The sequence below is a fragment of the Mixta tenebrionis genome (assembly GCF_006517625.1).
GTDB lineage: Bacteria > Pseudomonadota > Gammaproteobacteria > Enterobacterales > Enterobacteriaceae > Mixta > Mixta tenebrionis.
In genome coordinates, this window is record NZ_VHQI01000010.1 from 96,086 (window position 1) to 109,543 (window position 13,458).

The following is a 13,458-nucleotide window of genomic DNA, read 5'->3' on the forward strand; positions in this document are numbered from 1 at the left end:
GTGGCGGAAAAAGTCGTTCTACAAACCAGCCGGCGATAGCGCTACTTTGTTTTCACAGCGAAAAAAATGGACCTTCAGGCAATCAGGAGTAGGCAAGGTGGATAACAGATCGGAGCAAACGTTGGTGACCGGGGCGGAAACGGCGGCGTTAGCTGAGCGGGTAATGAAACAGATCGATGAACTCTTTACCGCCGCGGCGATTCATCCCAACGAAGTGCAGCAGCAGATGCTGGCTTCTCACGTACGCGCCATGGCGCTGCGGTCGTTAACCGGCGAACCGCTGCCGGAGGTCGAGGCCGAACTGTTCGAGGATATCTCCCCGGAATCGATGCAGCTGGCGCAGCAGGTGGTCGATCTGTTCGGCAATCTGCCGCGTGAAGAGGCGTGGCTGCTTTCGGTACATTTTGAAGTGGCAAAGGCGAATGCATAAGCGGGCGGAGATCGCTCTGTCGGCAGTCAGCAAATACAACAGAAGGAATGCAATATGGTAACCGTAGTCATTGGCGATCGTTTAGGTAAAGGACAAAAAGTAGCGGCCGGCATCGAAAAGGCGGGCGGCCGGGCGGTAGTGGTGCCGGGCGTGGCGGCGGATATGAAGCTGGGCGACGTAATGAAAGCGGAAAATGCCGACTTCGGCATCTCTTTCTGCGGCAGCGGCGGCGCGGGCGCGATTACGGCGCAGAACAAATATGGCTATAAGGCCAAACACGGCATGCGCTCTATTGAGGAAGGCGTCACGGCGATTAACGAAGGCGCGACGGTGCTGGGTTTTGGCTTTATGGATAAAGAGGAGCTGGGCGAGAAGCTGGTGCAGGCCTGGAATAAAAAGTACGGCAGCTGAGTATGAAACAACAATTCACTACTTCAGTGCAGGTCAGCGGCAAGGGCGATACGCAAGGCAAAGCCTTTGCCGACGCGCTCAGCCGCGTTCAACAAAAAGTACTGCAATCCACACAAAAAATTCTGCTGCGCATTGAGCCTCAGGACGTAAAGGTGATTCGGGCGCAGCAGAGCATCAGGAAAGAGAAGTTTCTGTTTTTCTTTCTACCGCGTGAGCGACGGAACTACAGCGTAGAGCTGGAGATTACCGTCAACGTTACCGTGATTGATACCGACAAGGTGGAGTTTACGGTAGCGCCATAAAAAAACGTTGGGCGATAAGACATAAGGAAAGACGCATGTTTTTAATTATTTTGCTTAAGTCGCTGGTGATTGGCGGGCTGGTAGGCGTGGGCGTGGGCGCAGGAGCCGCGCGTATGTTCCATGCGCCAACCTCGCAGGGCATGGGCGCTTTTCGCACACTGGGCGAATTAAATTCCTGTGAAGGCGATCCCGCCTCGCATTTCTCTTTTGGTCTCGGCTTCTTCTTTAACGCATGGGCCTCCTCGGTAGCGGCAGGCTCGTTTACTCAGGATGTGGACCACCGCATTATCCCCAACTGGGGCGCGGCGGCGCTGATGATCAAGAACCGTAACGTGGCGGAAACGCTGCACGATCCGAAAAAAATGGCGATTGCCTGCGGCCTCATCGGCATGCTGGTAGTAGCGTTCCTTAACTCGACCGCCTCGGCGGTGCCGGAAGCGCTGCAGGTTACCGCGGTGAAAGTGCTGGTTCCGGCGGCCAACCTGCTGGTTAACACGGTGATGCCGGTGATCTTCTGGCTGGCGGCGATTGAGGCCGGCAGGAAATCGGGCTTCTGGGCCACTATTTTCGGCGGCCTGGCGCAGCTGATTATGGGTAACGCCGTACCGGGTCTGGTACTGGGCATCCTGATCGGTAAGGGCGTGGAAGAGAGCGGCTGGAACAAAGTCACCAAAGTGATGATGGTGGCGATCGTGCTGCTGTTTGTGCTGAGCGGCTTCTTCCGCGGCTTTGATATGAAGCTGCTGGAATCGTTCCATGCGGGCGTACCGGGCTGGCTTGAAATGATTCATAACGGACTGAGCGGAAAATAACCGGGAGCATAACGATGAACGAAACAAAAAGCGGATTCTGGTACGCCGACTGGTCATTCCCGATCTTTGTCGGCCTGCTCTCAGCCGGCGTGTTTGCCGGTACTCACATGTACTACCTCTACGGCATCGGCGCCTTTAACGAAGTGGCTTTCGTCTCCATGCTGCGCTCCGGTATGGAAACCGGCGTCTACGGCGCGGTAGCGGCCTTCGGCGCCAGCTTCCTGTTCGCCCGCATCATTGAAGGCTCGCTGGTGGGGATTCTCGATATCGGCGGGGCGATTCAGACCGGCGTCGGGCTGGGCGTGCCGGCGCTGCTGCTTGGCGCAGGCATCGTCTTTCCGGTGGCTAACTTCGCCGCCTCGCTGCTGACCGGCCTGGTGATCGGCGTGGCGATCGGTTATGTGATCATCCTGGCGCGTAAATTCACCATCAACCAGAGCGACTCCACCTACGGAGCGGACGTTATGATGGGCGCGGGCAACGCCTCCGGGCGCTTCCTTGGCCCGTTGATCATCCTCTCGGCGATGGGCGCTTCCATTCCTATCGGTCTTGGCTCGCTGCTCGGCGCGCTGCTGTTCTACCTGTGGAACAAACCGATTACCGGCGGCGCGATTCTGGGCGCCATGGTGCTGGGCGCTATCTACCCGGTAGCGCTGTAATTCACCGCGGGCCGCTCGTTCGGGGCCGGCCCGCCAGAAGGAATTAGCATGTTCGATTTGATTATTCGTCGCGCCCGGCTGGTAGACGATCGGCTGGTTGATATCGCGATTCAGGATGGAAAAATCGCCGCCGTCGGAGAAATTAACGGCGAGGCGAAGCAGGAAAAGGTGCTGGACGGCACGGTATGGGTCAGCGCCGGCTGGATTGATTCGCACGTTCACTGCTATCCCAAATCGCCGGTTTATCACGATGAGGCGGATCGCGTCGGCGTGGCGACCGGCGTTACCACCGTTGTTGATGCCGGCAGCACCGGCGCGCTGGATATTGATGATTTTTATCAGCTGACGCGCACGGCGGAAACCCAGGTCTATGCGCTGCTGAATATCGCCCGTACCGGCATCGTGACGCAGAATGAGCTGGCCGATCTCAGCCAGATCGACCGGCCGGCGATAAAGGCGGCGCTGCAGCGCCTGCCCGGTTTTATTCTCGGCATCAAGGCGCGTATCAGCAGCAGCGTGGTGGAGAAAAACGGCGTTAAACCGCTGGCGCTGGCGAAAGAGATTCAGCAGGAAAACGGCGGGCTGCCGCTGATGGTGCATATCGGCAATAACCCGCCGAACCTCGACGACATCGCCGAACTGCTTGGCGCGGGCGATATCATCACCCACTGCTATAACGGCAAACCGAATCGCATCCTGACGCCCGCCGGCGAACTGCGCCAGTCGGTGCAGGCGGCGATGCAGCGCGGCGTGCGGCTGGATGTCGGCCACGGCAGCGCCAGCTTCAGCTTTGCGGTGGCGCGACAGGCTATCGCCCAGGGCATTCTGCCCAATACCATCAGTTCCGATATTTACTGCCGCAACCGCATCGACGGCCCGGTAAAAAGCCTGGCGCACGTGATGTCGAAATTCTTCAGCCTCGGCATGACGCTGCCGCAGATTATCGACTGCGTCACCTGCAATGCGGCGCAGGGGCTGCGCCTGCAAAGCAAAGGGCGGCTGGAGCCAGGTTTTGATGCCGATCTGACGCTGTTTACCCTCAGCGACGAGCCGCATCCGCTGCTGGATTCAGAAGGCGAAAGCGTGCTGGGCCACCAGCATTTTACACCGCTGGCGGTGGTGGTTGCCGGGCAGTGGAAGCTTACCGATAAAGGAAAAATCAATCATGTCTTCGATTTATGAAAAATATGGCCTGAAGCAGGTGATTAACGCTTCCGGGCGCATGACCATCCTCGGCGTCTCCACGCCGACGGCTGATGTGGTGGAGACGGTAAAATATGGTCTCAACCATTACTTCGAGATAAAAGATTTAGTGGATAAGACCGGCGCCTATATCGCCAGCCTGCTCGGCGCTGAAAACGCGGTGGTGGTTTCCTGCGCCTCGGCGGGCATCGCGCAGTCGGTGGCGGCGGTGATTGTTAAAGATGACCGCTGGCTGCTGGATAACCTGCACGCCGCCGCGCTGACGGTGCCGCATGAAATCGTGCTGCCGAAAGGGCACAACGTCAACTTCGGCGCGCCGGTCGGCACTATGGTGACGCTGGGCGGCGGACGGCTGGTTGAGGCGGGCTACGCCAACGAATGTACGCCGGAGCAGCTTGCTGCCGCCATCTCGCCGCAAACGGCGGCGGTTATGTATATCAAATCACACCACTGCGTGCAGAAAAGCCATCTCAGCGTCGAGCAGGCGGCAGCGGTAGCGCGTCAGCATAACGTGCCGCTGATCGTCGATGCGGCGGCGGAAGAGGATCTGCAACGGTATTACCAGCAGGGCGCCGATCTGGTGATCTACAGCGGCGCGAAGGCGATTGAAGGGCCAACCAGCGGGCTGGTAGTGGGCCGCCATCAGTATGTGGAGTGGGTGAAACGTCAGTCGGCAGGCATCGGGCGCGCGATGAAAGTGGGCAAAGAGGGCATCCTCGGCCTGACGCAGGCGATAGAAAACTACCTGACGCGCGAAAAAGAGAGCGGGGCGCAGATGGTGGAGAAAATGAGCGCCTTTATCGACAACCTGAACGGCCTGAACGGCGTCAGCGCGCGCGTGGTATGGGATGCGGCGGGGCGCGATATCGCCCGCGCGGAGATACATTTTGATGAGGCGAAAATCGGTCAAACCACCGGCGACCTGGTTCAGGCGCTGAAAAACGGCGCTACGGCGATCTATTTCCGCGGCTATAAGGCCAATGAGGGCATCGTGGAAGCGGACGTGCGCAGCGTCACGGCGGAACAGCTCAATACCATCTTTATCAATATCAAGGCTCTGATTACAGGAGAAAAGTAAGCATGACGCTAACCCCTAACTTTTACAAAAACCGGGTCTGTCTGAACGTGCTGGCGGGATCGAAAGAGAACGCGCAGGCTATCTGGCAGGCGGCGGAAGGCCATGTGCTGGTTGGCGTGCTTTCCAAAAATTACGCCAGCGTGGCGAGCGCGGTAGAGGATATGCGCGAATACGCGGCGCTGATCGATAACGCGCTCTCCGTCGGCCTCGGCGCCGGCGATCCGCGCCAGTCCGCGATGGTCAGCGAGATTTCCGGCGAAGTGCAGCCGCAGCATGTCAATCAGGTGTTTACCGGCGTGGGCACCAGCCGCGCGCTGCTCGGCCAGGCGCAGACGGTAGTCAACGGCCTGGTGTCGCCTACCGGCACGCCGGGCAAGGTAAAGATTTCTACCGGCCCGTTGAGTTCGCAGGCGCCGGACGCAATAGTACCGGTGGAAACTGCGATTGCGATGCTGAAAGATATGGGCGGCAGTTCGATAAAATACTTCCCGATGGGCGGCCTGCAGGCGATCGACGAGTTTAAGGCGGTAGCGCAGGCGTGCGCGCAGCACGATTTCTGGCTGGAGCCGACCGGCGGCATCGATCTGGAAAACTTTGAGGCGATCCTGCAAATTGCGTTAGATGCTGGCGTTAGTAAAATTATTCCGCATATCTACAGCTCAATTATTGATAAACAGAGTGGCAATACCCGCCCGGAGGATGTTAAAACCCTGCTGGCTATCACAAAAAAATGCGTTGGCTAAATGTCGCTTCCCCGGCGGCGTAGCGTAAAGAGGTAAATGCGATGCGACTGTTTTCGGCTCTGATGGTATTACTCAGCGCGGCGCCGCTGGCGCAGGCGGCACCCTGGGCTTTTGTCGGCAGCTATCAGCCGCATGGCGAAGGCGTTTATCGCTTCAACGTTGCGCCGGACGGGGCGCTCAGCGGCAAAACGCTGGTCAGCCAGCTGCCCAATGCCGCGCAGCTGACGGCTAACGCGCGCGGCGACGTGCTCTACGTCGCCAGCGAAAGCAGTCCGGGCGCCGTTACGGCCTGGCGGCTGAATGCGGCAGGCGAGCTGACGATGATTAATCAGGTCAGCAGCATGGGCAGCGGGCCGGTTTATCTGACGCTGACCCCTGACGGCAGGTTTTTGCTGGTGGCTAACTACGTAAGCGGCAGCATTGCGGTGCTGCCGGTACGTGAAGATGGCGGGCTGGATAACGCCAGCGACAGCAGGCAGCACCAGGGGCCGCCGGGCGCTGCACAGCCGCAGGCGGCAGTAGAAGGCAGCTTTGCCCGCAGCGATCATGACGGGCCGCATGCGCATATGATCGCCAGCGACGCCTCCGGGCGCTACGTCTTTAGTACCGATTTAGGTTTGGATCGCATTTATCAATACCGACTCAGCGAGCAGGGCAGGCTGACGCCGAATACGCCGCCGTGGCTCGCCGCCTCTTCCGCCGGAGCGGGGCCGCGCCATTTCGTCTTTGCGCCGCAGGGCGAAACGCTCTACCTGATTAACGAAGAGGCTTCAACGCTGACGCGTTATCGTTTCAACCCGCAGACGGGCCTGCTGAGCGAGCAGCAAACGCTCTCCTCGCTGCCGTCGGGCTACAAAGGTACCAGCTTCGCCTCCGGGTTAGTTATCGATAAGGCTGGTAAGCATCTCTATGTGCTTAACCGTCTGCATAACAGCATCGCGCATTTCCGTATTGCCAACGGTGGCGAGCTACAGCTGGTGGATCACATCTGGACGCAGGGCGACTACCCGCGCACGCTGACGCTCTCGCCCGATGAACGCTCGCTCTACGTGCTTAACCAGCGCAGCGATAATATCACCCGCTTCCAGCGGGATCCGGAGAGCGGCGGATTACGCTTCAGCGGCGATTTTACCGCGGTTGGCGCGCCGTCTCAGATGGTGATCGTACCATGAACAGTGGTTAATAGTTTTAATTCGCAGCCTTCGTATGCTGCCAACAGGGGAGAGCCGCCGTGAGGTTTCCAAACCAGCGACTGGCGCAATTGTTTGATATATTGCAAAACGAAACGCTGCCGCAGGACGAGCTGGCGCGGCGTTTCGCCGTCTCCACGCGCACGGTGCGCACCGATATCAATATGCTGAATGAGATGCTGGCCGATCACGGCGCGCTGTTTGTTCTCAGCCGCGGCGAGGGTTACCAGCTGCGCATTGTTGATGCGGCGCGCTATCAGCGCCTGCGCCAGCAGACGCCGTCCCATCTGCGCGTGCCGCGCACTTCAACCGAACGCATCCACTATCTGCTGACGCGCTTTCTCACTTCGGCATGGGCCATCAAGCTGGAGGATCTGGCGGAAGAGTGGTTTGTCAGCCGCGCCACGCTGCAAAGCGATATGGCTGAAGTGCGCGAATGGCTCAGCCGCTATCAGCTCACCATTGAGGCGCGCCCGCGCTATGGTATGAAGCTGTTCGGCAGCGAAATGGCTATCCGCACCTGCCTTACCGATCTGCTCTGGCAGATCGCGCAGGAGAACAGCGAAAGCCCGCTGCTGCAGATGGAGGCGCTGAACAGCGGCATGCTGCTGACGCTGCAGCCGCTGCTGCAGCAGTGCTTTACGCGCTTTAACATCCGCATGACCGATGAAGGCGAGCTTTACCTGCGTATTTACTGCGCGGTGGCGGTACGCCGTATTAGCGAAGGCTATCCGCTGTGCGATTTTAGCGCCGAGGAGGTGGATGACGAGGTGCAGCAGGCGGCGCATCATATTATCAACCTGCTGCGCCCGATGGCCGGCAAGGCGATTGCGCCGGCGGAAGAGGCCTGGCTGCGTCTGAATATCGCCGCCCGGCGCGTGGAGGAGATCGCGCCCAGCGCCATCAGCGCCGACGATGGCGATTCGCTGGTGGACTATATCCTCAGCTATATCAACACCCACTATAACTACAATCTGCAAAACGACCAGCAGCTGCGCGCCGATCTGCTCACGCATATTAAAACCATGATCACCCGCGTGCGCTACCAGATCACCATCCCTAATCCGCTGCTGACCAATATCAAGCAGCACTATCCAATGGCCTACGACGTTACGCTGGCGGCGGTCTCCAGCTGGAGCAAGTACACGCCTTACGAAATCAGCGAAAACGAGATCGGCTTTCTGGTGCTGCACATCGGCGTTGGGCTGGAGCGCCACTATAACGTCGGCTACCAGCGCCATCCGCAGGTGCTGCTGGTGTGCGATACCGGCAACTCTACCGTGCGCATGATTCAGGCGATGCTGCTGCGCCGCTATCCGCAAATCGTGGTAACCCGCATCATTTCGCTGCGGGAATATGAGGCGCAGGCGGCCATTGAAGAAGATTTTATTATCTCTACCGTGCGGCTTAGCGAGAAAGGCAAGCCGGTAGTCGTGATGTCGCCGTTTCCCACCGACTATCAGCTGGAGCAGCTGGGTAAACTGGTGCTGGTGGATCGCACTCGCCCTTATATGCTGGAGAAGTTTTTCGACGCTCGCCATTTCTGCATTATCGATCGTCCTATCGATCAGGCGCAGCTGTTTGGTCAGCTCTGCCGGCAGCTGGAGCAGGAAGGCTTTGTCGATCAGGCTTTCTATCCTTCGGTTGAGGAGCGCGAGGCGATTCTCAGCACCATGCTGGGCGAAGGGATCGCGCTGCCGCACTCGCTGGGGCTGCTGGCGAAGAAAAGCGTGGTCTACACCGTGCTGGCGCCGCAGGGTATCGCCTGGGGCGAAGAGACCGCCTATGTCATTTTCCTGCTGGCGATCAGTAAAGATGATTATGAAGAGGCGATGGCGATTTACGATCTGTTCGTCACCTTTATGCGCGAGCGCGCCATGACGCGGCTGCGCGACAGCCACGACTTCGACAGCTTTAAGGCGGTGGCGCTGGATTGTCTGAGCCGGCTGTAGCCATATTTTAATAATTAAGCCGGAATGAATAATGAAATATAAAAATGATCTCGGTCCGGCTGTTTTATCGCTGGATTAATAAGTTATTTTTCTTTGCTTATTTTAATGTGATGTATTTGTTCTGTGTGTAAATTGTTTTCTGCTGGTTTGTCCGCGCTGATTAATTATAGCCGGCGCGATCTGCCGCGGTTTTTCACGAAATATGTCTGGCGTCGCTTTTCCGTTGCAGTATGATCGAACCCTTGCCTTTAATTTTCATCTTTAAGGTTAAGTCCCGCTAAAGATGAGATTGTCAAAACTATATGCAAAGGGTGCGCTGTGGGCAACTTAACTAAAGAAGGCTACTGCCAGGATGGTTTTATTGACCGCCATTATCAGAACGTAGAATTTATCGGGCGTAAATTAGCGTTACATGCCTGGGAAACCAGCCGGCCGCTGGATACGGCTGCTCTGGCAGCCTTCCCGGAATATACCGGCATGAGAGAGGCGGGGCGCTATCATGTTCAGCAATTCCTCGTCCGTTCAAAACTGTTTAATATCGATACCAAAAAAAAGGAATTTGTCGCGCAGCTTATTGCGCTGGAACCGAACAGCGATGCTTATACTCAGGCGCTGAAAAAGATCGATGCCTACCGCAAATATATTCACGAGCATCATTTTATTGAACAACAGTATGACGCCGCTCCTCGCGGCTATCAGCCTGGAGAAGAGCGTCCGACCAATATTGAGCATCTGCGTGAAATGGTAGCAAAAGGCGATTTTTAATCGCGGCGGCCAGGCGCATTGTTATAACTGGCTAATGTTTATTACTGGCTGGGGTTTATTAGCGGCCGCTGGCATTTGTTAACCGCTGCTAAAGTAAAAACCCCGCCGAAGCGGGGTTTTTAAAGAGTGAAGCTGACCGGTAAGCCGGGTTCTGTCGTGGACAGTCATTCATCTAGGCCAGCAATCGCTCACTGGCTCAAGCAGCCTACCCGGGTTCAGTACGGGCCGTACCATGTGAACCCCTATTTGGCCTTGCTCCGGGTGGAGTTTACCGTGCCACGAACTGTTGCCAGCCGCGCGGTGCGCTCTTACCGCACCCTTTCACCCTTACCTGTGCTCAATAATGAGCCATCGGCGGTTTGCTCTCTGTTGCACTGGTCGTAGGCTTGCGCCTCCCAGGCGTTACCTGGCACCCTGCCCTGTGGAGCCCGGACTTTCCTCCCCTCTGCCCGTCTCCCCCGAAGGAGGACGACGACAAAGCGGCGACTGTCTGGTCAGCTTCGGCGCGGATGATAGGCGATTCCGGCCGCTTTGTCATCCTTCTTGCTGTTCGAGCGCGTATTTATACAGCGCGTTCTTCTTCACGCCGTGAATTTCCGCCGTCAGCGCGGCCGCTTTCTTCAGCGGCAGCTCTTTTTGCAGCAGCGCCAGAGTACGCAGCGCCTCGGCGGGCAGCGCCTCCTCATCAGCCTGATGCCCGGCGACAATCAGCACCATCTCGCCTTTCCGCCGGTTTTCATCCTCTTCAACCCAGGCGAGCAGTTCCGCCGCCGGCGCGCCGTGAATCGACTCCCAGGTTTTGGTCAGCTCGCGCGCCAGCACCACGTAACGGTCGCCGCCCAGCTCGCTTACCATATCGCGCAGGCTGTCGAGCAGACGATGCGTCGACTCATAGAAAATCAGCGTGCGCGGCTCCTGCAGCAGGGCGCGCAGCGTATCGCAACGCGCTTTACTTTTCGCCGGTAAAAAACCTTCGTAGCAGAAGCGATCGGAGGGCAGGCCGGCGGCGCTTAGCGCGGCGATGGCGGCGCAGGGGCCGGGCAGGGGCACCACGCGTATGCCCGCCTCGCGGCAGCGGCGCACCAGATGATAGCCGGGATCGTTAATCAGCGGCGTGCCGGCATCGGAAACCAGCGCGACGCTTTGGCCTTCCTGCAGCCGGGTTAGCAAAAGCTCTGCTTTCTGTTGTTCATTGTGATCGTGTAATGCGAAGAGGCGCGCATTGATGGCGAAATGTTGTAGCAACAGTCCGGTATGACGTGTATCTTCCGCAGCCACCAGATCGACGCTCTGCAGCACCGTCAGCGCCCGCTGGGTTATATCGCCCAGATTGCCGATCGGAGTGGGAACGATATAGAGCGTGCTGGCAGAGATCTCTGCCCGATCGTGTTGTATCATTGTTTCATCCGAATAGCCGATTTAATATTGAGCATTCTGAAAAAAACTTACTGGATACAGTATGCTTCCTTCAAAAGTCGTACGAAAAAAAGCAGGACGCTTCGTGCCCGTTCTGCTGGCGGGGCTGATTTTAGCAGCCTGTACCGGCCAGACGCCGCAAGCCCCTTCGGTAGATATCCAGGGGCCGGCCATGGGCACCTCCGACTATTATCTGCAACAGGTGCAGCAAAGCCCAAATGATAACAAGGCTGACTGGCAATTACTCGCTATACGTGCCTTGCTTAACGAAGGGAAGTATCCCCAGGCGGGCCAGCAGATTAACCAGCTTCCCCAGAGTTTGAGCGATACTCAGCGTCTGGAGCTGCAGCTGCTAACCGCGCAGCTGCGTCTTGGCGGTCAGGATGTCGCCAACGCGCAGGGTATACTGGCGAAACTCGATCCCTCCGCCATGTCTAAAGATCAACAGCGGCGCTATTACGGCCTGAAGATCGCCGCCAGCCAGGGGCGCCCGTCGCTCGATCTGCTGCGCGCGCTGATCGCTCAGGAACCGCTGCTGGCGGATAAAGCGCATCAGGATAACATCGATGCCACCTGGCAGGCGCTGTTGCAGCTGCCGCCGGAGCAGATGAACAGCCTGGTGATCAACGCGGATGAGAATACGCTGCAGGGCTGGCTCGATCTGCTCAATATTTACAAAGCGAACCGTAGCGAACCCGATATGCTGAAAAACGGCATTCGCGACTGGCAGGTGCGCTACCCGCAGAACCCGGCGGCGAAGAACCTGCCCGGCGCGCTGAGCCAGCTACAGAACTATCAGCCCGCCTCTGCCGGCAGGATTGCGCTGCTGCTGCCGTTAAATGGTCAGGCGCAGATATTTGCCGGCGCCATCCAGAAAGGCTTCTTTGATGCGAAAAACGGCGTGCTGAATGTTGTCTCTGCGCCCGGCAGCGCGCAGGATCCCATCGCGCTGAACGATGACGGCGACGATGCTGCGGAAAATCCGGATGCGCCGCAGGATGGCGGCGGCGATCGCCCGGCTGACGCGGTAGTAAGCCCTGCGGCCGCCCCGGTCGACGCAGCTGACGGCGATGCCTCCGAGCCGCAGGCCGCACAGGCCGCGCCTCAGGAAGCGGTTCCAGCGCCGGCCGCCGCCGCGCCCGCCGGCAGCGTTGAGGTGAAAGTTTACGATACCAGCTCGCAGCCGGTGCAGCAGGTTATCGCCCAGGCGCTGCAGGATGGCGCGACGCTGGTAGTCGGCCCGCTGCTGAAAAACAACGTGCAGCAGGTGGCGGATGGCTCGACGCCGTTGAACGTGCTGGCGCTTAACGAGCCGGAGAATATCCAGAACCATCCGAATCTTTGCTACTTTGCGCTTTCCCCTGAAGACGAAGCGCGCGATGCCGCGCATCATATCTGGCAGCAGGGCAAGCGTATGCCGCTGCTGCTGGTGCCGCGCAGTTCACTGGGCAACCGCGTCAGCAAAGCTTTTGCTCAGCAGTGGCAGCAGCTGGGCGGCGACACGGTGCTGCAGCAGTCGTTTGGCTCCACCGCCGAACTGAAGCGGGGCATCAACAGCGGAGCCGGGATTAGCCTGAGCGGCACGCCGATTGCGCCAGCCGTCAGCGAGCCGCAGAGCGTCACTATCGCCGGGCTTACTATTCCAGCGCCGCAGCAGAGCGGAGCGGCGGAAAGCGCGGCGGCCACAGGCAGCGGCGGCAGCGTCGATGCGGTCTATATCGTAGCGACGCAGAGCGAACTGCAGCTGATCAAGCCGATGATCGCCATGCGTATCAGCAGCCGCAGCAGCGTAGCGCTTTATGCCAGCTCCCGCAGCTTCCAGGCGGGAACCGGGACTGATTTCCGTCTGGAGATGGAAGGGCTGCAGTTTAGCGATATCCCGCTGCTGTCAGGCGCTAATCCGGCGCTGATGCAGCAGGCGGCGCGCAGCTTTAACAATGATTACTCGCTGGTTCGTCTCTATGCGATGGGGATTGACGCCTGGACGCTTGCTAACCACTTTAGCGAAATACGCCAGGTGCCCGGCTATCGTATTGAAGGCAACACCGGCCAGCTGAGCGCGACTGAGCAGTGCGTTATCAACAGGAAGCTGACATGGAGCCAGTATCGTCAGGGGCAGGTAGTCCCGGCCAGCTAAGCCGTCAGCAAAAAGGCGCGCGCTATGAATTAATGGCGCGGCGTCATCTGGAGCGGGCGGGGCTGGTTTTTATTGCCGCCAACGTGCGCTATCGCGTTGGCGAACTTGATTTAATTATGCGTGACGGGCGACAGTGGGTGTTTGTCGAGGTACGCTATCGCCGCGACGCGCGTTTTGGCGGCGCGGCAATGAGCGTGACCTGGCGCAAGCAGCAGAAGCTGTTGCGCAGCGCGGCCCTGTGGCTGACGGCGCGCAACGCCAGTTTCGATACGGCCGACTGTCGCTTTGACGTGGTCGCCATCACCGGAGAGCAGCTCACGTGGCTGCCCGATGCGTTTCAAGCCCACATTTAGAACCAGG

The 13,458-nt window shown here is 58.6% G+C and carries 14 protein-coding genes and 1 other RNA gene; 13 read left to right on the forward strand and 2 right to left on the reverse strand.

Annotated features, from left to right (window positions below):
* The first annotated feature begins 97 nt into the window (after positions 1-97).
* The 11 genes from FKM52_RS16140 to FKM52_RS16190 all read left to right on the forward strand — a co-directional run bounded on the left by FKM52_RS16140 (position 98) and on the right by FKM52_RS16190 (position 9,545).
* Positions 98-430 (forward strand): glycine dehydrogenase, encoded by a 333-nt coding sequence (locus tag FKM52_RS16140; RefSeq protein WP_281284991.1) that lies wholly within the window; start codon positions 98-100, stop codon positions 428-430.
* Positions 431-484: 54 nt separating this feature from the next.
* Positions 485-841, forward strand: coding sequence for an SFCGS family glycine-rich protein (locus FKM52_RS16145; protein ID WP_141177181.1), 357 nt, complete (start codon positions 485-487; stop codon positions 839-841).
* Between the two features lie 2 nt (positions 842-843).
* The gene (locus tag FKM52_RS16150; protein WP_141177182.1) at positions 844-1,143 is read left to right on the forward strand and encodes a DUF4312 family protein; all 300 of its coding nucleotides are present in this window, start codon (positions 844-846) and stop codon (positions 1,141-1,143) included.
* A 35-nt stretch (positions 1,144-1,178) separates the two neighbouring features.
* Positions 1,179-1,955 (forward strand): DUF4311 domain-containing protein, encoded by a 777-nt coding sequence (locus FKM52_RS16155; RefSeq protein ID WP_141177183.1) that lies wholly within the window; start codon positions 1,179-1,181, stop codon positions 1,953-1,955.
* A 14-nt stretch (positions 1,956-1,969) separates the two neighbouring features.
* The gene (locus FKM52_RS16160; protein ID WP_141177184.1) at positions 1,970-2,614 is read left to right on the forward strand and encodes a DUF4310 family protein; all 645 of its coding nucleotides are present in this window, start codon (positions 1,970-1,972) and stop codon (positions 2,612-2,614) included.
* A 48-nt stretch (positions 2,615-2,662) separates the two neighbouring features.
* The gene (locus tag FKM52_RS16165) at positions 2,663-3,796 is read left to right on the forward strand and encodes an amidohydrolase/deacetylase family metallohydrolase (RefSeq protein ID WP_141177185.1); all 1,134 of its coding nucleotides are present in this window, start codon (positions 2,663-2,665) and stop codon (positions 3,794-3,796) included.
* A complete protein-coding gene (locus FKM52_RS16170; protein WP_141177186.1) occupies positions 3,780-4,895 on the forward strand; it encodes a DgaE family pyridoxal phosphate-dependent ammonia lyase in 1,116 nt (371 codons plus the stop codon). The genes FKM52_RS16165 and FKM52_RS16170 overlap by 17 nt, the downstream gene beginning before the upstream one ends.
* Before the next feature lie 2 nt (positions 4,896-4,897).
* Positions 4,898-5,638, forward strand: coding sequence for a 2-dehydro-3-deoxy-phosphogluconate aldolase (gene dagF / locus FKM52_RS16175; protein WP_141177187.1), 741 nt, complete (start codon positions 4,898-4,900; stop codon positions 5,636-5,638).
* Positions 5,639-5,679: 41 nt separating this feature from the next.
* A complete protein-coding gene (locus FKM52_RS16180) occupies positions 5,680-6,810 on the forward strand; it encodes a lactonase family protein (RefSeq protein WP_141177188.1) in 1,131 nt (376 codons plus the stop codon).
* A 59-nt stretch (positions 6,811-6,869) separates the two neighbouring features.
* On the forward strand, positions 6,870-8,780 hold the full coding sequence (locus FKM52_RS16185) for a BglG family transcription antiterminator (RefSeq protein ID WP_141177189.1): 1,911 nt from the start codon (positions 6,870-6,872) through the stop codon (positions 8,778-8,780).
* Positions 8,781-9,098: 318 nt separating this feature from the next.
* The gene (locus FKM52_RS16190) at positions 9,099-9,545 is read left to right on the forward strand and encodes a hypothetical protein (RefSeq protein ID WP_141177190.1); all 447 of its coding nucleotides are present in this window, start codon (positions 9,099-9,101) and stop codon (positions 9,543-9,545) included.
* A gap of 124 nt (positions 9,546-9,669) precedes the next feature.
* Here the strand turns inward: FKM52_RS16190 and rnpB are convergent.
* An RNA gene (rnpB, locus tag FKM52_RS16195) (RNase P RNA component class A) lies at positions 9,670-10,047 on the reverse strand.
* A 32-nt stretch (positions 10,048-10,079) separates the two neighbouring features.
* Complete coding sequence (gene rsmI, locus FKM52_RS16200) at positions 10,080-10,943, reverse strand: 16S rRNA (cytidine(1402)-2'-O)-methyltransferase (protein WP_141177191.1); 864 nt, start codon at positions 10,941-10,943, stop codon at positions 10,080-10,082.
* 61 nt (positions 10,944-11,004) lie between these two features.
* Between rsmI and FKM52_RS16205 the strand changes: the two genes are divergently transcribed.
* Both FKM52_RS16205 and FKM52_RS16210 read left to right on the forward strand, forming a co-directional pair.
* Positions 11,005-13,098: a penicillin-binding protein activator gene (locus tag FKM52_RS16205; protein ID WP_141177192.1), complete on the forward strand. Its 2,094-nt coding sequence runs from the start codon at positions 11,005-11,007 to the stop codon at positions 13,096-13,098.
* Positions 13,056-13,451, forward strand: coding sequence for a YraN family protein (locus FKM52_RS16210; RefSeq protein ID WP_141177193.1), 396 nt, complete (start codon positions 13,056-13,058; stop codon positions 13,449-13,451). Before FKM52_RS16205 ends, FKM52_RS16210 begins: the two co-directional genes overlap by 43 nt.
* The last annotated feature ends 7 nt before the right edge of the window (positions 13,452-13,458 follow it).

Coding starts and splice junctions, on each gene's coding strand:
- FKM52_RS16145 (WP_141177181.1), top strand. CDS start 485: ATGGTAACCGTAGTCATTGGCGATCGTTTAGGTAAAGGACAAAAAGTA.
- FKM52_RS16150 (WP_141177182.1), top strand. CDS start 844: ATGAAACAACAATTCACTACTTCAGTGCAGGTCAGCGGCAAGGGCGAT.
- FKM52_RS16155 (WP_141177183.1), top strand. CDS start 1,179: ATGTTTTTAATTATTTTGCTTAAGTCGCTGGTGATTGGCGGGCTGGTA.
- FKM52_RS16160 (WP_141177184.1), top strand. CDS start 1,970: ATGAACGAAACAAAAAGCGGATTCTGGTACGCCGACTGGTCATTCCCG.
- FKM52_RS16165 (WP_141177185.1), top strand. CDS start 2,663: ATGTTCGATTTGATTATTCGTCGCGCCCGGCTGGTAGACGATCGGCTG.
- FKM52_RS16170 (WP_141177186.1), top strand. CDS start 3,780: ATGTCTTCGATTTATGAAAAATATGGCCTGAAGCAGGTGATTAACGCT.
- dagF (WP_141177187.1), top strand. CDS start 4,898: ATGACGCTAACCCCTAACTTTTACAAAAACCGGGTCTGTCTGAACGTG.
- FKM52_RS16180 (WP_141177188.1), top strand. CDS start 5,680: ATGCGACTGTTTTCGGCTCTGATGGTATTACTCAGCGCGGCGCCGCTG.
- rsmI (WP_141177191.1), bottom strand. CDS start 10,943: ATGATACAACACGATCGGGCAGAGATCTCTGCCAGCACGCTCTATATC.
- FKM52_RS16205 (WP_141177192.1), top strand. CDS start 11,005: ATGCTTCCTTCAAAAGTCGTACGAAAAAAAGCAGGACGCTTCGTGCCC.
- FKM52_RS16210 (WP_141177193.1), top strand. CDS start 13,056: ATGGAGCCAGTATCGTCAGGGGCAGGTAGTCCCGGCCAGCTAAGCCGT.